General features: G+C 63.4%; 19 protein-coding genes and 1 pseudogene. 6 read left to right on the top strand and 14 right to left on the bottom strand.

Annotation, left to right across the window (positions count from 1 at the left end; all coding sequences use genetic code 11):
• Positions 1–7: 7 nt before the first annotated feature.
• Entirely contained in the window at positions 8–661 is a 654-nt protein-coding gene (locus AC1D2L_RS21050; protein WP_476847848.1) for a GntR family transcriptional regulator, read from the bottom strand.
• 236 nt (positions 662–897) lie between these two features.
• Here AC1D2L_RS21050 and AC1D2L_RS21045 point away from each other — a divergent pair, with 236 nt between their 5' ends.
• The 5 genes from AC1D2L_RS21045 to AC1D2L_RS21025 are packed head-to-tail and all read left to right on the top strand — an operon-like array spanning position 898 to position 6269.
• Complete coding sequence (locus AC1D2L_RS21045) at positions 898–2346, top strand: amidohydrolase family protein (protein WP_476847847.1); 1449 nt, start codon at positions 898–900, stop codon at positions 2344–2346.
• Positions 2347–2370: 24 nt separating this feature from the next.
• Positions 2371–3834 carry a dihydropyrimidinase gene (gene hydA / locus AC1D2L_RS21040; protein WP_476847846.1) on the top strand — a complete coding sequence of 488 codons (1464 nt, stop codon included), beginning with the start codon at positions 2371–2373 and terminating at the stop codon, positions 3832–3834.
• 32 nt (positions 3835–3866) lie between these two features.
• A complete protein-coding gene (locus AC1D2L_RS21035; protein WP_476847845.1) occupies positions 3867–4532 on the top strand; it encodes an aspartate/glutamate racemase family protein in 666 nt (221 codons plus the stop codon).
• A gap of 25 nt (positions 4533–4557) precedes the next feature.
• A complete protein-coding gene (locus AC1D2L_RS21030) occupies positions 4558–5487 on the top strand; it encodes a dihydrodipicolinate synthase family protein (protein WP_476847875.1) in 930 nt (309 codons plus the stop codon).
• Entirely contained in the window at positions 5487–6269 is a 783-nt protein-coding gene (locus AC1D2L_RS21025; RefSeq protein ID WP_476847844.1) for an SDR family oxidoreductase, read from the top strand. Before AC1D2L_RS21030 ends, AC1D2L_RS21025 begins: the two co-directional genes overlap by 1 nt.
• A 42-nt stretch (positions 6270–6311) precedes the next feature.
• On the opposite strand, the gene AC1D2L_RS21020 is transcribed toward AC1D2L_RS21025, so the two are convergent.
• From AC1D2L_RS21020 to AC1D2L_RS20965, 12 genes and pseudogenes are all read right to left on the bottom strand, one after another.
• Positions 6312–7763, bottom strand: a complete 1452-nt coding sequence (locus AC1D2L_RS21020; RefSeq protein WP_476847843.1) for an ABC transporter substrate-binding protein — start codon at positions 7761–7763, stop codon at positions 6312–6314.
• An 11-nt stretch (positions 7764–7774) separates the two neighbouring features.
• A complete protein-coding gene (locus tag AC1D2L_RS21015; RefSeq protein WP_476847874.1) occupies positions 7775–8797 on the bottom strand; it encodes an ABC transporter ATP-binding protein in 1023 nt (340 codons plus the stop codon).
• Positions 8794–9813 carry an ABC transporter ATP-binding protein gene (locus AC1D2L_RS21010; protein ID WP_476847842.1) on the bottom strand — a complete coding sequence of 340 codons (1020 nt, stop codon included), beginning with the start codon at positions 9811–9813 and terminating at the stop codon, positions 8794–8796. Before AC1D2L_RS21010 ends, AC1D2L_RS21015 begins: the two co-directional genes overlap by 4 nt.
• Positions 9810–10703 (bottom strand): ABC transporter permease, encoded by an 894-nt coding sequence (locus AC1D2L_RS21005; RefSeq protein WP_476847841.1) that lies wholly within the window; start codon positions 10701–10703, stop codon positions 9810–9812. Before AC1D2L_RS21005 ends, AC1D2L_RS21010 begins: the two co-directional genes overlap by 4 nt.
• Before the next feature lie 10 nt (positions 10704–10713).
• Entirely contained in the window at positions 10714–11679 is a 966-nt protein-coding gene (locus AC1D2L_RS21000) for an ABC transporter permease (RefSeq protein WP_476847840.1), read from the bottom strand.
• 121 nt (positions 11680–11800) lie between these two features.
• Positions 11801–13372, bottom strand: a complete 1572-nt coding sequence (locus AC1D2L_RS20995; RefSeq protein ID WP_476847839.1) for an ABC transporter substrate-binding protein — start codon at positions 13370–13372, stop codon at positions 11801–11803.
• Between the two features lie 49 nt (positions 13373–13421).
• Positions 13422–13814 (bottom strand): VOC family protein, encoded by a 393-nt coding sequence (locus tag AC1D2L_RS20990; protein ID WP_476847838.1) that lies wholly within the window; start codon positions 13812–13814, stop codon positions 13422–13424.
• A gap of 288 nt (positions 13815–14102) precedes the next feature.
• Positions 14103–14198, bottom strand: a pseudogene (locus AC1D2L_RS20985) (short-chain dehydrogenase); the annotation flags it as partial.
• Positions 14199–14598: 400 nt separating this feature from the next.
• The gene (terL, locus tag AC1D2L_RS20980) at positions 14599–16068 is read right to left on the bottom strand and encodes a phage terminase large subunit (protein ID WP_476847837.1); all 1470 of its coding nucleotides are present in this window, start codon (positions 16066–16068) and stop codon (positions 14599–14601) included.
• Positions 16037–16441, bottom strand: coding sequence for a DUF5681 domain-containing protein (locus AC1D2L_RS20975; protein WP_476847836.1), 405 nt, complete (start codon positions 16439–16441; stop codon positions 16037–16039). Before AC1D2L_RS20975 ends, terL begins: the two co-directional genes overlap by 32 nt.
• The gene (locus tag AC1D2L_RS20970) at positions 16434–16688 is read right to left on the bottom strand and encodes a DNA methyltransferase (protein WP_476847835.1); all 255 of its coding nucleotides are present in this window, start codon (positions 16686–16688) and stop codon (positions 16434–16436) included. The genes AC1D2L_RS20975 and AC1D2L_RS20970 overlap by 8 nt, the downstream gene beginning before the upstream one ends.
• Positions 16607–17746 (bottom strand): ParB N-terminal domain-containing protein, encoded by a 1140-nt coding sequence (locus AC1D2L_RS20965; RefSeq protein ID WP_476847834.1) that lies wholly within the window; start codon positions 17744–17746, stop codon positions 16607–16609. The genes AC1D2L_RS20970 and AC1D2L_RS20965 overlap by 82 nt, the downstream gene beginning before the upstream one ends.
• 66 nt (positions 17747–17812) lie before the next feature.
• On the opposite strand from AC1D2L_RS20965, the gene AC1D2L_RS20960 reads away from it, so the two are divergent.
• A protein-coding gene (locus tag AC1D2L_RS20960) for an IS5 family transposase (RefSeq protein WP_476847833.1) occupies positions 17813–18578 on the top strand; the annotation gives its coding sequence in 2 pieces (ribosomal slippage) (positions 17813–18138 and positions 18137–18578; 768 coding nt in all).
• 410 nt (positions 18579–18988) lie between these two features.
• Here AC1D2L_RS20960 and AC1D2L_RS20955 read toward each other — a convergent pair.
• Positions 18989–20131 (bottom strand): NAD(P)H-quinone oxidoreductase, encoded by a 1143-nt coding sequence (locus AC1D2L_RS20955; protein WP_476847832.1) that lies wholly within the window; start codon positions 20129–20131, stop codon positions 18989–18991.
• Between the last annotated feature and the right edge of the window lie 3 nt (positions 20132–20134).

Below are 20134 nucleotides of genomic sequence, written 5' to 3'. Positions count from 1 at the left end.
TCTACGCCTAGAAGAGACGTCGCAAATGAGCCATGACGCTTGCGCGCACGTTGTCGATATGGGTTCGCATCGCGCTCTGCGCGCGCTCGACATCGCGATTCAAAATCGCGTCGATGATCTCGAGATGTTCCAGGACGCCCGGTTGGAAGCGTTCCGGCACCCGGCCCATGTCGAAGATCTTCGTCTTCTGCCGGAGATCGCTGATCAGTTCGGCCAGCAGGCGCGAGCCGGCAAGGTCCGCGATGACCTGATGGAGCCTGTCATCGACGGTCACGTGTTCCTCGGGGGTCGGCTCAAGGCCGTCGCGAAATTCCGCGATACGCGCGGCGATCTCGCGCAGGTCATCTGATCCGCCTTTTTCGGCGGCACGTCCCGCTGCCTCGACTTCGAGCAGGCGGCGCACGTGCAGGATCTCGATAAAGTCGTCGACCGAGAGCTTCCTGACCACAGGCGTCAGGCCTGCGGCACGCAGCACCAGCCCTTCCATCATCAAGCGCATGGTCGCTTCGCGAACAGGCGTCCGGGATACGCCGAGACGCTCGGCGAGCTTCTTTTCCTGGAGCGATGTGCCGGCGGGGAGGGCCCCACTCAGGATCATGTCGCGCAGGCGCTCATAGGTGGAATGACCGAGCGTGGATATCGGGTCTTCGTGCGTGTTCACCGAGTACGCCTTTTCATCCACGAGCCACCCACACCCCAGTCGGGCGAACCTTGGCCGCGCTAGCTAAATCACCAATGCGCCGAACCTGGCAAGGGCGGGAGCGACGGCGGAAGTCATACCGGATCCCGCTCTTTCCAGCTCGCCATCCCATGTGTATACCGAATGTATGTTTATGTCATCAGGTGACGCCCGGGTTCGATCTGGTCGAGCCTGAGCTCTGAACGCGGGTTTTCGATATGGCCGATCTCCTCATCACGGGTGGCACGCTGATCACCATGGATCCGGCGCGGCGCATCATCGAGGACGGCGCCGTCGCGATCACAGGCAATCGGATCGTCGACATCGGCACCAGCAGCGAGATCCGTGCCCGCCATACCGCGCCGCGCACCATAGATGCGGCACGCAAGGCTGTGATGCCGGGGCTCATTGACGGTCACGCCCATGCCGGCCACGGCCTGATCAAGACGATGGGCGGCGGCCGCAGCGACCTCTGGTACGACGCGTGCAAGCAGGCCTACACGGTCGGATCGACAGACGCGTTCTGGCGTGCCGAGGCCCAGCTTGCCGCCCTCGAGCGGCTGCGCTTCGGTGTCACCACCGGCATGTCGCTGCTGGGCGGTGGCGACAGCATCATGCGCACGGACGATCCTGCATATGCCGACGCCCATTGCGATGGCGTGCGCGAAGTCGGAACGCGCTCGATCGTTGCGATCGGCCCGACGCGTCCGCCGCATCCGCGCACCTATGCGGTGTGGAAGGGCTCCACGCGTCGAGACCTCAGCGTCAGTTTCGACCAGCAGATGGCGACCTGTGGCACCGTCATCGACCGGTGGCACGGTCGCCATGACGGGCAGATCCGGATCGCCATGCTGACGCCGACTTTGCGCGACGAGCATGTCCGCGATCTCGATGCCGACACGCTGGAGGAGGCCAGGCGTCAGACGCTCGCTGCTCGCGCCCTGTCGCGCGACACCGGCACTATGTTCACCCAGGACGGGCACACCACCAACAGTGTCGCCTACGCCCATGCGCTGGGCCTGCTCGGCCCCGATGCGCTGCTCTCGCATTCGACGAATCTGACCGAGCGCGAGATCGCGATCTGCGCGGAAACCGATACCCGCATCGTCCACAACCCCAGCGCCGTGGCCTCGATCCTGGGGCGTTGTCCCGTCCCGGAACTGCTCGATGCGGGCGTGACGGTCTGCCTCGGCTCGGATGCGACGGCGCCCGATCGCTCGGGCGACATGTTCAGGCACATGCAGCAATGCATGCACTACCATCGGACGCATTTCAAAGACCCCGACGTGCTGCCTCCGGGCCGGGTCCTCGAGATGACGACGATCGAAGCCGCGCATGCCCTGGGATTGGGCGCCGAGATCGGATCGCTCGAAATCGGCAAGAAGGCCGACATCATCCTGGTCGACCTCGCCCGGCCTCATCTCTACCCGCTCAACATGCCAGCCTATCGCGTGACCTGCTTTGCCAATGGCAATGATGTCGACACCGTCATCGTCGGCGGACGCATTCTGATGGAGGGACGGGTCGTCAGCAGCGTCGCGGAGGACAAGGTTCTCGAAGCCGCGCAGCGCGAATGCGAGCTCATGCTGGAGCGCACGGGCTTGCGTCACCTGCTTGCGATGCCGAATGATTTCTTCGGCCACACCCGCTCGAGCGGCCGGCATTGAACGTCCGCAACTGAGGTGCCCACGATGACTGGATATACATACGACACCGTGATCCGCGGCGGCATCATCGCCACGGCCAACGATGTTTTCCGTGCCGATCTCGGCATCAAGGCTGGGCGCATCGCTGCGATCGGGCTCGAGCTTCCCGCCGGTGCGAGCGAGATCGAGGCCGGGGACAAACTAGTCCTGCCCGGCGGCGTCGACACCCATTGCCATATTGAGCAATTGTCGGGCGGCGGGCTGATGAATGCCGACACCTTCGAGAGCGCCACGCGCTCGGCCGCCTTTGGTGGCACGACGACGGTGGTGTCCTTCGCAGCCCAGCATCGCGGCGCCAATCTGACGCGTGCGGTGGAGGAATACGCCGAGCTCGCGCGGCGCGGCGCGATCATCGACTACGCCTTCCATCTCATGGTTGCGAACCCCGACGAGCAGACGATCAGCCATGATCTGCCCGCGCTGATCCGCGCGGGGCATCGCTCGGTGAAGGTCTTCATGACCTATGACGCCGTGCAGGTGAACGACCAGCAGATGCTGGACGTGATGCTGGCGGCGCGTGCCGCCGGCGGGCTGGTCTGCGTGCATGCCGAGAACCACGGCCTGCTCAAATGGATGGGAGACCGGCTGGTGGCCCGCGGCTATGTCGCGCCGAAATATCACGCGGTGAGCCATCCGCGCGCAGCCGAGGTCGAGGCCTTCCATCGCCTGATCGCCTTCTCCGAGCTGCTCGACCAGCCGATCGTGATCTTTCACGTCTCGACTGCGGAAGGCGCGGCCGTGATCCGCGAGGCGCGTGGGCGCGGCGTCAAGATTTTTGCCGAGACCTGTCCGCACTACCTGCTGATGACGGCCGAGGAACTCGACAGGCCGGGAATCGAGGGCGCGAAGTGGATCTGCTCGCCGCCGCAGCGGACGGCAGGAGACCAGACCGCGCTGTGGCGCGCTTTGGCACTGGGCGACCTGCAGATCCTGTCCTCCGATCATGCTCCCTATCGCTTCGATGCGAGCGGGAAGCTGAGCGCTGGCCACAACCCCGGCTTCAAGCAGATCGCCAACGGCATGCCGGGATTGGAAATGCGGTTGCCGGTCCTGTTCGACGCCATGGTCAGCCAAGGCGGGCTCGGGCTGAAGAAGTTCGTCGAGCTGACCGCGACCGCGCCGGCGCAGATCTATGACCTCCCGGGCAAGGGCTCGCTTGCCGTGGGCATGGACGCCGACATCGCGATCTGGGACGCGACGCGCCAGGTCACGCTCACCGACACCCTGCACGACAACACGGGCTACAATCCCTTCGCCGGCCGGACGATCACGGGCTGGCCCGAGACCGTGCTGCGCCGCGGCGAAGTCGTCGTGGCCAACGGTGCAATCAGCGCCGAAGCCGGCTCGGGCCGCCTGCTCCTGCGCGAGGCGGGAGATGCGACGCGGCCCACTGGCAACGCTTCGCCGGAATTCGATCCTCAGCGCAATTTCGGGGCCGACCTCTACTGAGAGGCGCCACCATCACCTCTGGAGCAACCGGCATGGGCGGCACGATCTTCATCATCAACCCCAACTCGTCGGAGGCGATCACGGCGGGGATCGACGAGGCGGTCAATCCGCTGCGCATTCCCGGCGGGCCAAAGATCGCCTGCGTGACCGTGCCCGGCGGTCCGGCGGGCATCCAGACACAGCGGGATGTCGAAAGCGTCATCGGCCCCATGCTGGCCAAGGCGCGGGAGCTCGAGGACGAAGCCTCCGCGTTTGTCGTCGCCTGCTTCAGCGATCCCGGCCTCCATGCGTTGCGTGAGCAGAGCCGGCACCCGGTCCTGGGCATCCTGGAATCGGGCGTGCTGACTGCCATGACGCTCGGCCACAGGTTCGGCGTGATTGCGATACTGCCGACCTCGATCCCGCGGCACCTTCGCTACCTCGGAGCGATGGGGGTCATGCAGCGTTTCGCCGGAGACCTCTCGATCGGCATGGGCGTCGCTGAGCTCGCCGACGAGGCGCGCACGCGCGAACGCCTGACGGCGACGGGCAGGGCCCTGCGCGACAACCACGGCGCCGACGTCGTGGTGATGGGCTGCGCCGGCATGGCCCGCTTCCGCCGGCCGCTCGAGGATGCACTCGGCATCCCCGTCGTCGAGCCGACGCAGGCCGCTGCCGCGATGGCTGTGGGCCGCGTCCTTCTGAATTCAGAACTCTGAAATCCGCATCTCCGAAAGGTCCATGATGGGAATGCTCACTGAAGACGCCTCGGGCGTCTATGTGATTGCTGTGACTCCGTTCACCGATGATGGTGCGGTCGATCTGCAAAGCACAGACACGATGGTCGACTTCTACCTGGAGACGGGCGCGACCGGCCTCACCGTGCTCGGCATGATGGGGGAAGCGCCAAAACTGACAGCAGCCGAGTCCCTCGGCGTCGTGGAGCGTGTGCTGTCACGCGTGGCCGGTCGCGTGCCGGTCGTCGTCGGCGTCTCGGCGCCCGGCCTGGCCCCGATGAAGGAATTGACCGCGCAGGTGATGGATGCCGGTGCGGCCGGCGTCATGGTTGCGCCACCCTCCACGCTGCGCACCGACGACCAGATCTATGCCTATTACGAGGCCATGGCCGAGGCGTTGGGCGATACGCCCTTCGTGCTGCAGGACTACCCGCTCGCGACCGGCGTGCAGATCGCGTCGCCGCTGATCGTCAAGATCGTCAAGAACTTGCCCAGCTGCGTTATGGTCAAGCATGAGGATTGGCCCGGGTTGAACAAGATCGGCGCCTTGCGCGCCGCCAGCGACCGCGGCGAAACCCGCCGGATCTCGATCCTGTGCGGCAATGGCGGTGTCTTCCTCCCCGAGGAACTCACCCGCGGTGCCGACGGCGCCATGACGGGCTTCGCCTATCCGGAGATGATGGTCGAGGTCTGCGATGCGCACGCGGCCGGGGAGGTCGAGCGCGCTCACGACATCTTCGATGCCTATCTGCCGCTGGCCCGCTACGAATTGCAGCCCGGCCTTGGCCTCCAGATCAGGAAGCACATCCTGGCGAAGCGAGGGGTGATCGCGTCTGCTGCCTTGCGCAGGCCTGGCGGCCGCCTGTCCGCCGGCGATATCGCCGATGTCGAGCGGTTGATCGCGCGCCAGCAGCGCCGTCTTGCGGAGATTGGCTGATGGACCTCGGACTCAAGGGTAAGCGCGCGCTGGTGCTGGGCGCCAGCAAGGGGCTCGGTCGGGCCATTGCGGAAGGACTGTCCCGCGAAGGCGCGCATGTCATCGCGGCCGCGCGAAATACCGACGCAATCGCAAACTGGGCGTCCGGACTGGGCGCCGCGGCCGGTCCTGTCAGCAGCGCGCGTCTCGATCTCGCGGACTTCGCATCGGTCGAGACACTGATTGCCGATGTCTTGCGGCAGGGCGGCGTCGACATCCTGGTCAATAACTCCGGCGGGCCGCCGCCGGCTGACGCCCGCGATGCGACGCGCTCCGACTGGCTCGCACAGTTCGAGGCGATGGCCGCCAACCTGTTTCACATCACGCAGCAGCTTCTGCCGACGATGATCGAGCGCCGCTTCGGCCGCATCATAACGATCGGCTCGTCGGGCATCGCGCAGCCTATTCCGCGGCTGGCGCTGTCCAACGGTATCCGCTCAGCCATTCTCGGCTGGTCGAAGACGCTGGCAGGGGAGGTCGCGGCGCATGGGGTGACCGTCAACATGGTCCTTCCGGGACGGATCCAGACCGAGCGTGTCGACCAACTCGATCAGGCCGCGGCGGGGCGCACCGGGCAGCCGCTCGACACCATCAAGGCGACGTCGCTCGCCGCGATACCGGCAGGCCGCTACGGATCGGCGGAAGAATTTGCCGACGTCGCGGTATTCCTGGCAAGCACGCGCGCGTCCTATGTGACGGGCGCGACGATCCGGGTCGATGGCGGCGCCATTCGCGGCGTATGAAACTCCGGTCTGGGCGCCGCCAAGGCGCCCAGACCGTCTGCCTCAGAAGGCTGGCAGGGACCGGACGTCGAGAACGCCATCGTGGCGCATCGCCCAGCCCGGATAGTCGCCCTTGAGACCGATCACGCGGCGGTGGTTGTAGAGATAGAGCCAGGGCGGATCCTGCTGCAGCAGGCGATAGCATTGCTGGTAGATCGCCTCCCGTGGCTCCGGCGCGACCGTCCTGCGACCCAGGTCGATCAGGCGCTCGACCTCCGGGTTGTGATAGCCTTCCCACCAGGAACCGCGAACGCGTGCGTCGATCTTCTCGTGGAGTACGCGAAAGGCGCTCATCGGGCTGGAATCGAAAACACAGAGGTCGTGGATCGCCTTGAGGCGGACCTGATTGGCGTAGAGCGTTCGGTCGCTCTCGATATGCCGTTCGAAGCGGACCCCGAGATCGGCGAGTTGCGCCTCCACCTGGTCGGCCAGTGCCTGTGCCTCGTCGGGCAGCCGCGTGGGGCAGTATAGCTGCAGCGTCAGGCCGCTGCCGTAGCCAGCCTCGGCAAGAAGCTTGCGGGTGCGCGCTTTGTCCTGGACGAAGGGGGCGGCCTGCCGGTCGGCGCCGAAATGCACGGGGCTGATGAAGCCGTGAAGCGGTTGCCCAGCGCCGGCGAGCACTGTGCTGACCAACTCCTCGCGATCGAGACCGAGATTGAGCGCGAGCCGGACGCGCGGGTCGCGCGCCGGGCCGCTTTGGGCATTGAACATGAAGATCAGCGCGGTCGGCGCGAGGAAGGTCTGCAGCGTGAAGCCGGGGAGGGCGTCGAATTCGCTGGCAGCCGCCGGGTCGAGTCCGTTGGCGATCTCCACCGTGCCGTCCCGCAAGGCAGCCGCGCGGACGGCCGATGTCGCACCATGTTGCCAGACCATGCGCGCGAAAGCGGGAGGTCCGTCGAAATGGCCGGGATTGGCGGAGGCCTCGATGCGCTCGCCGGGAACGTACTGTTCCAGACGGTAGGGCCCGGTCCCCACAGCCCGTTTCACGAGATCGTCACCCGCATCCGCGATAGCGCGCGGTGAGACGATGTGGCCATAGGCAAGGATGTCGAACAGGTCGGCGAGCGGCTCGGCAAGCGTCAGCCTGATCCCATGGCAGCCTGTGATCTCCACCGTCATGCCGGCGAGATATTGCGCGTAGACGCCGGGAGCGCCGAGCGTCGCGCCCATATCGGGTCGCGCCATCCGCAGCAGCGAAAACCGCACGGCCTCGGCATTGCAGGCATCGCCATTGTGAAACGAGACGCCCTCGCGCAAGCGAAAATCGAAGCAGCGCGCATCCTCGGAGGTCGACCATTCGGTCGCCAGGGCGGGATCGTACCCGCCCGCGTCGTTGCGGCGAACCAGCCCATCAAAGAGTGCGCCGAAAACGGTCAGCACATCGTTGGAATCGGTGCAGGCATGGGGATCGTCGAGCGCGATGCGCGCCTGGCTGATCCTGACCGTCATATTCATGCGCTTGTCCTTCAGGCGGTTTGCGACATGGCGTCGGCATCCTGCAGATGGCAGGCGACGGATCGTCCCGATGCTTGCGACCGCAGGACGGGGCGCTCGACGGCGCAGCGATCGAAGGCGAGCGGGCAGCGGGTCCGGAAACAGCAGCCCGACGGCAGGTTGAAGGCGCTGGGCACCTCGCCCTTGATCTCGTCCGCAGCAGGGGCGAGCGGCTCGCCCAGGACCGGCGCGGCGGCGAGAAGCGCGCGCGTATAGGGGTGCCTGGGGTCCTCGAATATCGCGTCGCGAGGGCCGGTCTCGACCATGAAGCCCAGGTACATCACGCCGATGCGGTCGCTGATATGGCGCACCACCGAGAGGTCGTGGGTGATGAAGAGATAGGAGAACCCGAGTTCGTCCTTGAGGTCCATCATCAGGTTCAGGATCTGGGCCTGGATCGAGACGTCCAGCGCCGAGACAGGTTCATCGGCGATGATCAGGTCGGGTTCGACCGACAGCGCGCGGGCGATGCCGATGCGCTGGCGCTGGCCGCCTGAGAACTGATGCGGGTAGCGGTCGGCATGTTCAGGGCCCAGTCCGACCTTGGCAAGAAGTGCCAAGGCGCGCTCCTGCACATCGGGGACCGGGCCGGGCGCGTTCTCCAGATAGGGCTCCATCACGATGTCGCGGACGCGCTGGCGCGGATTGAGCGAGGCGTAGGGATCCTGGAAGATCATCTGCATGGTCTTGCGGATCGGCCGCATGCGGCCGAAATCATGCGTCGTGATGTCCTGCCCATCGAGCACGATCTGGCCGCCGGTCGGCTCGTAGAGCTTGATGATGGTCTTGGCGAGCGTGGACTTGCCGCAGCCGCTTTCGCCGACGATCCCAAGCACCTCGCCGCGCTCGATCTGCAGGCTGACGCCGTTGACGGCGTGCACGATGCGGCGTGGGGCCGTGATCCGCCCGCCACTGAACCGCAGCCGGTCGAAGAAGCCGCCGCTCGCGTCGAAACGCTGTTCGAGATTGGTGACCTGAAGCAACGGGGCCATCAGCGTCTCGCCTCCAGCGGAAAATGACAGGCGACCGCGCAGCCCGCGACATCCTCGGCCAGCCTGGGTTCGACCTCGCGGCAGATGGGCTGCGCGGCGGGGCAACGCGGCGCAAATGTGCAGCCCGGCGGGAGCTTGCGGATGTCGGGAACCGAGCCGGGGATCTGGCGCAATCGCGTCTGCCGCCGGTCGTCATGGGGAATCGAGTCGAGCAGGCCGCGCGTATAGTGGTGTCGCGGACGGCGGATGATCTCGGCAGTGGGCGCCCGCTCGACGATGCGGCCGCAATAGAGCACCACGACATGGTCGGCCATCTGCGACACGGCCGCGAGATCATGCGTGATCAGGATCAGCGAGGCGCGGGTCTGCTCGACCTGCCGTTTCATCAGGCGCAGCAACTGCGCCTGGATCGTGACGTCGAGGGCGGTCGTCGGTTCGTCGGCAATCAGCAGTTTCGGCCCCGCGATCATGGCGATGGCGATGACGACACGCTGGCGCATACCGCCGGAGAACTGGTGCGGATAATTGTTCAGCCGTTCCTCCGGCTGGGAAATCCCGACCTCGCTCAGCATTTCGATGCAACGGGCACGCCGTTGGCTTGCAGGGATCTCGGTGTGGAGCCGCAGCATCTCGTCGAGCTGGTTTCCGATCGTGTAGAGCGGGTTCAGCGCCGTCATCGGATCCTGGAAGATCATCGCGATCTGCTTGCCCCGGATCTTGCGCATTCCGGCGTCGTCGAGCTCAAGCAGATTCTGGCCCTCGAATTCGATCCGCCCCGCCTCGATCCGGCCCGGTGGATCGATCAGCCCCATGATCGAGAAGCCGACCATCGACTTGCCGCCGCCGGACTCGCCGACCAGGCCGAGGACCTGGCCGGCGGCGAGGTCGAAATCGACGCCGTCGACGGCTTTCACCACACCACCGAAGGTATGGAAATACGTTTTGAGGCCGGAGACGGAGAGCAGCGGCGCGGCGGGGCGGGCTGTGTCTGGCGAATGTGGGCTGGAGGGAGCTGTCATTTCAGGCGCGGGTTCAGTTCGTCGCGAAGGAAGTCGCCGAGCAGATTGATGCCGAAGACGATGAGCATGATGAAAAGGCCGGGAAAGACCGAGATCCACCACAGTCCCGAGAAGAGGACGTCGAAGCCGTTCTTGATCAGAAGTCCCAGCGAGGGCTCCGTGATCGGCACGCCGACGCCCAGGAATGAGAGCGACGCCTCGATCAGGATGAAGGTCCCGACCTGGATCGTCGCGACGACGATCAACGGCGTCAGGACGTTGGGCAGGACATGGCGCAGGATGATCTTGCGGTTCGGCAGTCCCGAGACGCGCGCGGCCTGGATGTATTCCTTCTGGGATTCGCGCAGGGTCGAACCGCGAACGATGCGGGCATAGACGACCCAGCCGACGGAGATGAGCGCGATCAGCACCTTCTCCACCCCCGTTCCGAAGGCCGACATCAGGAACAAAGCGGTCAGGACCGAGGGAAAGGACAACTGGATGTCGGCGACACGCATGATCAGGCTGTCGAGCCGGCCGCCGTAGAAGCCCGCGACGAGACCGAGCCCGGTGCCGATCAGGCAGGAGCCCAGCATCGCGGCCAGGCCGATAAACAGCGAAATGCGGCTGCCATAGACGATGCCGGCCAGCACATCGCGGCCCTGTCCGTCGGTGCCAAGCAGGTATTGCGGTGTACCGCCTTCGAGCCAGGCCGGCGGCTTGAACGAGTCCATGAGTTCGAGCTGCGCGATGTCGTAGGGGTCCTGGGCGACCAGGGCTGGACCCAGCGTCACCATGCCGGCGAACAGCAGGACGATGATGTTGCCGATGATGGCCGAGGTGTTGCGCCGGTAATTGTAAAATAACTCCGAGGCGGCGAAACGCGAAAGACTGGCGGAGAGAGCGTTCATCGGGGCTGCTTCACTTGATCTTGATGCGCGGGTCGATGAGCGCGTAGAGCATGTCGACGAGGAAATTGACCACGACGAACATGAAGGCCACGAACATCAAGTAGACGACGATGACAGGGCGGTCGCCGCGATAGATGGAGTCCACCAGAAGCTTGCCGATGCCTGGCCAGGCGAAGATCGTCTCGGTCAGGGTGGCGAAGGCGATGAGATCGCCGAGCATCAGGCCAAACACCGTCACCAGGGGGATCAGGGCGTTCTTGAGCCCGTGCTTGAAGAGGACGCCCCTGCGGTCGGTGCCCTTGGCGCGCGCGAATTTGATGTAGTCCTGCTTCATCACCTCCATCATCTCAGCGCGGATGATGCGCATCAGGATGGCCAATGTGCCGACCGAAAGGGTCAGGGCGGGCAGGATGAGATGGAGCATGCCCTGCCAGCTCAGGAAGCTGACGCGCAGTCCCAGCCATTCCTGCGTCGGGCCGCGGCCGGACGAGGGGAAGAGCTGGAGCTTCACTGCGAAGACGAAGATCAGCACCATGCCGAGCCAAAAGCCGGGCAGCGAGATGCCTATCAGAGACCCCGCCATCACGGCCCGGCTGCCGGCGCGTTTGGGGTTGGCGCCGGCATAGACGCCGAGCGGAATGGCGACGACCAGGGCGAACGCCATGGCAAGCGTGACGATCTCTAGCGTCGCCGGCAGGCGTTCCAGGATGAGCTGCAGCGCAGGTTGCCGGAACACAAAGGAGCGGCCGAAATCGCCCTGCACGAGGTTGGTGAGAAAGCGCCAGTATTGCACGAGATGGCTGTCGTCGAGGCCGAGCAGACGTCGCGCCTGGGCGATCTGCTCATCCGTCGCATCGAGCGGGACCATCATATAGGTCGGATCGCCCGTGAAGCTCATCATGATGAAGACCAGGACCGACACCGCCCAAAGGACGACAATCATCTGGATCAATCGCTTGATCAGATAGCCGAGCACGCCAGGGACCCTTCAAGGATAGGAAAACGAAGACGCAGCCGGTCTTGTCCGGGAGCGACGACGAGCGGGCAAATGCCCGCTCGCGCAATCAGAGAGACGAAATTCGCGCGAGGTGACGACGTCAGTTCACGTCCATCTCATAAGCCCAGATGAACTTGTCCATCCGCGGAACGACCTTGACGTTCTTCTTGGCCGCATAGATGTCCTGCTCGTAATGCAGCGGGATCATCGGGATCTCGCGCACGGCGATCTTGGTCGCCTCCTGCAGGAATTCATTGCGCTTCTTCATGTCCGCGGTCGCGTCGGCCTTGTCGATCCAGCTATCGAACTCTTCGTTCGAGAACGCGCCGCGATTGGCCTGTCCGAAGCCGGGCTTCTTGCCACGGCTGTACATCAGAGTGCTGTACATGTTGCCGGCGTCGCCCGAGGGCGTATCCCAGCCGCTCATGATGAAGCTCGACTTATCCGAGGGTACGCGGATGTAGCCGAAGAAGTTCGAGCGCGGCATCAGGTTGAGCTTCAGGGTGACATTGATGCGCGCGAGCATGCCGGCCAGCGCCTGCGCGATGGCACCGTCATTGACGTAGCGGTTATTGGTCGTGTCCAGGGTCATGGTGAACCCCTTCTCGAAGCCGGCTTCCTTCATCAGCGCACGCGCCTTTTCAAGGTCAAAGGCGTGAACCTTGCGGAAGTCGAGGCCGGGGACATATCCGAGATGCGACGAGGGGACATACTGGTCGCTCGGCGTGGCGAAGCCGTTCATGACGACGGACTTGATCGCTTCCGTATTGATCGCCCGCGTCAGCGCCTCGCGCACCCGGCGGTCGCGCAGCGGGTTGACCGGCAGATCGATGGTCGGCGACTTCTCGCGGGTGTCGAGCGCGATGACCATGTTGAGCAGGCTTGGACGCGTGATGACCTCATAGGCCGGGTTCGCGCGCACGCCGGCGACGTCGCGCACCGAGAGGTCCTGGATCACGTCGACACCACCGGTCAGCAGCGCCGCCGTGCGTGTCGCCGGATTGGTGATCGGCTTGAAGGTGACCTTGTCGATCTTGGGCTTTCCGCGCCAGTAGTCGGCGAAAGCCGCCAGCGTGATCCGGTCTTCCTTGATCCATTCGGCGAGCTTGTAGGGCCCGGTGCCCATGGGCTTGAAGCCCATCTGCTCATCGCCGATGGCCTTGGTATATTTCTCGTTGACGATCAGGATCTCGGCCAGCGCCATGTGCAGGACGGCGTAGGGCTTGGGTGTCTTGATCTCGACCGTGTAGTCGTCGACAGCCTTGGCCGATGCGATGTTCGCCACGAGGTTCGACATCAGCGCCTTCTTCAGGCGCTCGAGCGTGTAGACGACGTCGGAGGCCTTGAGCTCTTCGCCGTTGTGGAATTTCACGCCCTTGCGCAGCTTGAAGACCCAGGTCGTGTCGTCGACGACCTGCCAGCTTTCCGCCAGGCCGGGCTCGAACCCGAGTTCCGGGGTACGGCTCACCAGCGAGTCGTAGAAGTGATAGAACATGATGTTGCCGGTGAGCTCGTTGGCCGCATGCGGGTCGAGGATCACGGCGTCGGCGGTGAGGGCGATCGTGACCGCCTTCTCCTGGGCCAGAGCCCCGCCGTGCAGCGCAACGCCGCCCAGTAATGCGAGAGCCAGCGCGCTGCGGCGCGAAAGATGTGCGATGCCGTTCCTGATCATGTGACCGCTTCCTGCTGCTGCTGTGTTCGACATTGGCTCAGGCGCGGCCTCAATCGAGGGCGGACTGAATCTCGATCTGGTAGCCTTCAGGATCGTTGAAGACGAAGGCGCGGATCTTCAGCTCGGCATTGCTGCGCGGCGGGCGCAGGCCATCGACCCCGACGCTTTCGATGTAGGCGTACCAGGCATCGACATCGGCGACGCGGATGCAGATCTGGACCGGCTTGACGGCGTTGGCGCGATGGCTGCCGCGGCTTTCGTCGACCAGGCCGATGTGACCATTCGAGATGACCCGGTAGATCTTCGACCAGCCCTGGTCGATCTCCAGCGTCAGTCCGATGACGTCCTCGTAGAAGCGCATCGCTCGCGGCAGATCGACATAATACAGGAACGTGATCAGCTTCTGCGTCACGTCGTGCGGGGGGCGTTCAATCTGTTTCATCGGTAAGCTGCGACCCGTTCCCATACCCGATCGATCGCGAAAGCGAAGCTTTGCGCAACCAAGCGTTCCGACCCTGATGGCCCGTTGTTATGCTGACGGTATACCGAACGTATTTCCTGTCAAGTAGCTCATCGACGCCTTTGGAAAAGTGGCTTGCACGAATGAAAGTGGCCATCCAGGAAAGAGCAAAAGGTTCATTTCGCGCGCTCCGACTTCCGCCAACCAGGAGGCAGTGGCCTTGATGAACGACTCAAGCTGCCGGACGTCCCATTCGCCGGCGCCGGGGCTCACCTGATTGAGCGCTGCCTTCGAGGCCCGATAAGCGTACCAAATGCCGCCGCGCTGCTGGTCAGGGATTGACGGTACCTTGGAAGAGCATGCGCTCTAATACTTGGCTTCCAACCGGAGCAGCAGCTTCCCGCGTCAGGCGGCAACCCGGTTAGCGTTCCATTGCCCGGCTTGGCCTAGGATCATGTCGGGATCGCTGAAACGGCAGTGAAAGATTTCATGATACAAAGCCCTCTCGCTCTGCTGGCCTACCTCGGAGATCGTACCCATCGAGAGCCACAAGGCTGATTGCATCAGCCTCGATCATCAGGAGGCGGCGACTGTCGCAGTCCGGCAGCGTCCCGCCGTGAGGACCGAATAGGGCCTGCGGTAGCAGCGCAGCCGCCACTCGAGCCATCGGCCATCTCACCCAGTTTGCGTTTGAAACGATAGCCGGAACAACCTGCAGGTCGGCCACGGAACCGGAAGCGGCCCACATCGTGTCGTGTCCTAAAGATTATCCTGCAAGCTTGGCCCATAGAGAAGGCCCCGATAGAGCACTCTTAAAGCAGTCGAGAAACTGCGTTGTCGAGTCGACCTGATCGTCGTGGCGGGTGCCGGGAAAGCCGGTAATCTCGCGGAGATATGCGTCGAGCCAGGGCGCTTCGCGCGGTACCCGGATTCTTCCGCCTTCGAACTCTGCAGCCTGATTGAATAGCCTCATCTGCTTGTCAGCACCGTGCGGCGGCACATAGGCTCGCACCGCGATGCCTTCCGCTGCCAAATCTTGAATGAGGGCGCTGCCTGAGCCCTTATCCTCGATCACGATGTGGTCGGGGTTGTGGCGTGCGCTCTGTGCCAACACCGCGCGTTTTAAATTGGGATAGGCGAGCTTTTCGCGAAACCCATCGACAAGGAAAAAGCAGTTCTCGGCAAGCTGCCATGTCGTGCAAACCGAGTAATCATGAACATAGTCGGTATTTGTCGCGGTGTCCCAGTTCTGCACGATACTTAAAGGCCGCACCGGCAGGTCGGCAGGGTCATAAGTGCCTAGCCAGAAGGCCTTGATGAGGTTGCCGCCGATCGGAATAGGGGTCTGCTGATATTGGCTGGCCCATATGTAGCTGCCTATGCTGGCGCGTCGGGCGAGCAGCTCTTGGACACTCTCACGCTCGGGGTGCAAGGCGTCGCCTGCGCTTCGGCGGAACACGCGTCTGCCGCACCAAGGCTCGTAGGCGAGAACCTCATACTCCTCGGCAATGGCCGGCAGCGCAACTATTGTCCAGTTCCTGGCATCAGCTTTCTCTAGCACATGGCCGGTCAGATCGTTTTGGTGGAGCCTTTGCTTCACGATGATGATGCAGCGGTTTCGCTGATCGTTGAGGCGAGACAGCAGCGTGTTGTCGAACCATTCATTGACGGCGGGACGCGCGGTCTCCGAGAGGGCATCATCGGCTTTGATCGGATCGTCGATGATGATGAAATCGGCACCGCGGCTGGTGAGCTGGCCCTCGATCGAGGTTGCCATGCGCCCGCCACCGGCGGAGGTGCTGATATCATGCACCGCCTGCCGAGCAATACGCGTCGCAAAGAGGCGCTGATACCGAACGGAACCCATCAAACGCCGGCAGTCGCGTGCCAGCTTCTCAGCCAGATCCTTGCCATGGCTTACGCAGATAAGGTGAGCGTCTGGCCTATGGCCGAGCAGCCGGGCGGGAAAAGCAACCGTGGCCAAGACTGATTTGAGACCGCGTGGTGGCAAGTTGATGATCAGCCGTCGGATGCGCCCGGCGCGGCAGTCTTCCAGCCGCGCCATCAGCACTTGCAGATATGGCGCCATTTGCAGGACCTGCCCCGGATTAAGCTCACAAAGGCGAGCCTGAGGAATGTCGCAAAATCCTGACGCATCAGGGCCCTGCGCGCGGCCAGGCTGAGCGCAGCTGAGATTGCATCGCTCATTGCTGGGTTCCGCCGTCGTCATCGACATCGCGTCTCACACGCTGCAGGATGTCGGCGGTGAGCATACCGTCATCCGCGCTGATCATCGCGTGAGGAACGGCTTCCGCGCACTCGGCGAGTCGCCGCATTTCCTCAAACATGATCTGGATGGCGCGGGGATCGTCGGCGGCGGCCTTTCGAGCCAACTGGCGGATCACGAGGCGGCGCAACTCAATATGGCGCCGTTTGCCCCCTTCATTGATCGGTACCTTCGCTCCAAACTCTTCGATAAGAAGTGTCGCAAAATTCTTGGAACTTCTCGGCCTGCCCTTGGGGTTTCCGGATTGTCCCGGCTTGAACTGGTGCTTGCGGGGAGGGCGGCCGTAGCCGACGCTTTCATCGTCATTGCGATCGTCAACCATCGACCGCTTCCTCAACCTCTGCCGTCATCTGGTCGAAAGTCTTGTTCGAGGCAGCATGCACCGCCTGCGCGCCAGTCCAACGCTGCCAGCGCCGGATCGCGACATCTACGTAAAGCGGGTCGAGCTCGATACCGTGGCAAACGCGGCCGACCTTCTCGCAAGCGATCAGTGTCGTGCCCGAGCCAAGGAAGGGGTCAAGGACCCGATCGTCACGGGCCGTGACGTCCAGAAGGGCGTCTGCGACCATGTTGAGCGGTTTGACCGTCGAATGCAGGGCGTTGAGTCCCCCTCATCATTGGGCTTGGAAAAGCTGTTGGCGCTTGGATAGGCCCAGACGTTCGTCCGGTTGCGGCCGTGCTTACCGAGCTCGACATTGCTGCGGTGCTTGGCACCCGGGACTTTAAGCACGCTGACGAACTCGTGGGCGGACCGATAGAGCGAGCCCATGCCCCCATTGTCCTTGGCCCAGATGCATGTGTTGAGATGATCGAGGCCGACGGTACGCCAGGCCGAAATCAGCTCGAACTGGTGTCGCCAGTCGAGGCAGACGAAGAGGACCGCGCCTGGCCTGCTGAACCGCGCCATCAATGCCAGCGACGAGCGCAGAAAGTTTGTGAAGGTCTCCTCGCTCATCTCACCCGCGGCCATGACAAACTCGCGATGATTCCATCTATCGCTGCTGCTGACGAAGCCACGAATGGGGACATTGTAGGGAGGATCGGAGACGACGGCACCAGCTAGGTCGTTGCCAAGCACGGCAGCGTAGGATGCTGTATCCTGAGCGTCTCCACCGAGCAGCCTGTGCGCGCCGAGCTGCCAAATGTCGCCGGCTCGGCTAACCTCGACCCCAGCCTGAAGCGGTGCTTCGTTCGGCTCGGCCCTCCCCTTGCTCGGCTGATATTCGATAATGAGATCGATTTCGGGCATGTCGAAGCCTGAGAACTCGACATCGATCTCGGGCAAAGTGATCAGATGCTGGAGTTCGATTGCAAGAATGTCGCGGTCCCAACCCGCGAGTGTTGCCAACTGATTGTCCGCAAGGCAGTAGGCACGGATCTCGTCTTGGGAACGATGATTGACCCGAACCATAGGGACTTCGGTCAGGCCTAAATTCTTGGCAGCAGACAATCGGCCATGACCAGCGATGACAACACCTTCGGCCGTTGCCAGGATTGGATTGAGAAATCCGAAGTTCTTGATGCTCTTCTCAATCAACCTGATCTGGCGCTGGCTGTGCGTGCGAGCATTGCGTGGGTTAGGGTATAATGAGGGGATGGGGACCCATTCGCTAGGCCGTAAATCCATAAGAGCGTCCGGCCGATTCCAGCGGCGGCGATTTCGTGTTTCAAGCTCTGAAAGAGGAGCTTGGCGATGGGACGCTACGAACTCAGTGATTTCGAATGGACTGCGATCGAGCCGCATCTTCCCAACAAGCCGCGCGGCGTGCCCGGTGTCGATGACCGCCGGGTTCTGAACGGCATCTTCTGGGTGCTGCGGTCGGGTGCGCCCTGGGCGGATGTGCCGGCTCGCTACGGCCCCCCGACGACGATCTACAATCGGTTCAACCGCTGGCGCAAAGCTGGCGTTTGGGATCGGCTGATGGACGCGGTCACAAAGGCTTACGACGGCGACCTCCAAATGATCGACACCTCGGTCGTGCGGGTCCACCAACAGGGTGCGACCGGAAAAAGGGGGGCGAGATCGTTGTCTCGGTCGCTCGCGAGGCGGGCTCACCACCAAAATCCATGCCCTCGTCGATGCGCAAGGGCGCCCGATCCAGCTCAAGCTGACGGCGGGACAAGCCAGCGACATCGCCGGCGCCGCCGACCTGATCGGCCATCTCGCTCCCGGCGCGATGCTGATGGCCGACAAAGGCTACGACGCCAACGCCTTGCGCGCCCTCGTCGGTGAACGCGGAGCCTGGGTCAACATCCCGCCCAAGAGCAATCGGAAGGACCCCATCTGCTTCAGCCGGCACCTCTACAGGGACAGGAACCTGATCGAGCGCTTCTTCAACAAGATCAAACAGTTCCGACGCGTCGCCACACGCTACGACAAGCTCGCGGAGAACTTCCTGGCAAGCCTTAAGCTCGCATGCGTCAGAATCTGGCTACGCGGTAATGAGTCTACGGCCTAAGTCAGCGCTATTATACCCGGCGCCCGCACTCCTCGCTCGGCTACCCGTCGCCATCACCAACCGCCGTGGTGTGGCCGGCTGCGAAAACCAAACCCGCTTCACCGGCCCACGTGCGCGCGGTAGCCAACCCCACCATGCATTAGATCACAGCCACGCCACTTATGGGGCAGGCCACCGCTCGAAATGCTCGCCGCGCGGGAGGGCGTTACGATGCCTTTGACCACATCTCTGATAGAGCTGGCGAGCGTGATGGAAGGCTTGGACTTCCGAGGGATCGGCCGGGACGGGAAGCTACTCCCGGAATCTTGGCTCAAAGATCAAACCGAAGGCTGACTTGGCGAACACGTAGCACATTATCATGTCTTAAGGAGACACGCTCGAGCGCGATGTCCGAAAACGCTCATGCGCTTTTACTCTACTGTCATCACGATTTTCCCGAAGTTCTCTCCCGCCTCCATCATCCGATGCGCTTCGCGGGCTTGGGAGAACGGAAGCGTGGCATGAATGATCGGTTCGACGTCCCCCGTCAGCAGGGGCGTCATCCAGGCTGACACGAACCGGGCAACTATGGCAGCCTTCTCCTCATTGGATTGGGGACGCAGCGTGAAGCCGAGCACGCGCAGGCGCTTGTAGAGGATTGGCCTCACATCAATCTCGGCCTTGTTGACGCCGAGCACGCCGACGCTGACGAGACGGCCGCGATTGCGCAGCACGGCGAGATTGCGCTGGAAATATGCTGCGCCGATAAAGTCCTCCACCAGATCTACGCCGGCGGGGTCGAGACCGAGAATTTCATCTGCAAAGTCCCGCTCGCGATAGTTGATGGCGTGGATCGCCCCGAGCGATTTTGCGCGCTCCAGCTTGCTTGGGGTGCTCGCAGTGGCAATCGCCTGAGCACCGACATGCCTCGCCATCTGGATCGCAGTGCTGCCGATGCCGCTCCCCGCGGCGTGAACCAACACGCGCTCGCCGGCTTTCAGTTCGCCAAGCGTGAAGATCGTCTCGTTGGCCGTACAGAACATCTCGATCACGGCGGCTGCGAAGACATGCGTCCATTGCTCCGGTAGTTCGACCGCGAGCGCTTCGTGGACCAGGGCGTACTCTGCATACGCTCCGGCCGCAACGAGGCCGAAAATGCGTTGGCCTTCGCGAAACCGGCTGACCTCGGCTCCGATCGCGACGATTTCGCCTGAGAGTTCCAGCCCGAGAGTGTCGCTCTCGCCCGGCGGCGGCGAATAGCTGCCTGTCCTCTGCATCGCGTCGGCGCGGTTCACGCCGATGGCGGCTACCCGAACCAGCAATTGATGCCCGCTAGGCTCCGGCCGCTCGACGCGCATATGGATCATGCTGTCAGGAGGCCCGAATGGGGGAGTCTTGATCGCAACCATTGTCGGCATGACTGGCTCCTGTCTCGTTGTCTGAATCCGGCGACCCGGACGCTTCCGCTGATGCATTGGTGTCTTGGCGCGCTTGCGCCTATCTCGATACGGAAAAGCTTCGGCTGTGATTTGCGAAACTGCTGATCCTGCGCCGGTGACGATCCTCTTGGGCAAGGC

The organism is Allobosea sp. P1_B10 (assembly GCF_056406735.1).
The sequence above is the reverse complement of the archived record's forward strand: the minus strand, read 5'-3'. Positions and strand labels throughout refer to the sequence as shown.

Excerpts from the sequence above, each read along its gene's own strand:
- AC1D2L_RS20995 (WP_476847839.1), bottom strand. The coding sequence starts at position 13,372 with ATGATCAGGAACGGCATCGCACATCTTTCGCGCCGCAGCGCGCTGGCT.
- AC1D2L_RS20975 (WP_476847836.1), bottom strand. The coding sequence starts at position 16,441 with ATGGTTGACGATCGCAATGACGATGAAAGCGTCGGCTACGGCCGCCCT.
- AC1D2L_RS21020 (WP_476847843.1), bottom strand. The coding sequence starts at position 7,763 with ATGAATATGACGGTCAGGATCAGCCAGGCGCGCATCGCGCTCGACGAT.
- AC1D2L_RS20965 (WP_476847834.1), bottom strand. The coding sequence starts at position 17,746 with ATGGATTTACGGCCTAGCGAATGGGTCCCCATCCCCTCATTATACCCT.
- AC1D2L_RS20970 (WP_476847835.1), bottom strand. The coding sequence starts at position 16,688 with ATGGTCGCAGACGCCCTTCTGGACGTCACGGCCCGTGACGATCGGGTC.
- AC1D2L_RS21005 (WP_476847841.1), bottom strand. The coding sequence starts at position 10,703 with ATGAACGCTCTCTCCGCCAGTCTTTCGCGTTTCGCCGCCTCGGAGTTA.
- AC1D2L_RS21045 (WP_476847847.1), top strand. The coding sequence starts at position 898 with ATGGCCGATCTCCTCATCACGGGTGGCACGCTGATCACCATGGATCCG.
- AC1D2L_RS21025 (WP_476847844.1), top strand. The coding sequence starts at position 5,487 with ATGGACCTCGGACTCAAGGGTAAGCGCGCGCTGGTGCTGGGCGCCAGC.
- AC1D2L_RS20990 (WP_476847838.1), bottom strand. The coding sequence starts at position 13,814 with ATGAAACAGATTGAACGCCCCCCGCACGACGTGACGCAGAAGCTGATC.
- AC1D2L_RS21010 (WP_476847842.1), bottom strand. The coding sequence starts at position 9,813 with ATGACAGCTCCCTCCAGCCCACATTCGCCAGACACAGCCCGCCCCGCC.
- hydA (WP_476847846.1), top strand. The coding sequence starts at position 2,371 with ATGACTGGATATACATACGACACCGTGATCCGCGGCGGCATCATCGCC.
- AC1D2L_RS21030 (WP_476847875.1), top strand. The coding sequence starts at position 4,558 with ATGGGAATGCTCACTGAAGACGCCTCGGGCGTCTATGTGATTGCTGTG.
- terL (WP_476847837.1), bottom strand. The coding sequence starts at position 16,068 with ATGTCGATGACGACGGCGGAACCCAGCAATGAGCGATGCAATCTCAGC.
- AC1D2L_RS21035 (WP_476847845.1), top strand. The coding sequence starts at position 3,867 with ATGGGCGGCACGATCTTCATCATCAACCCCAACTCGTCGGAGGCGATC.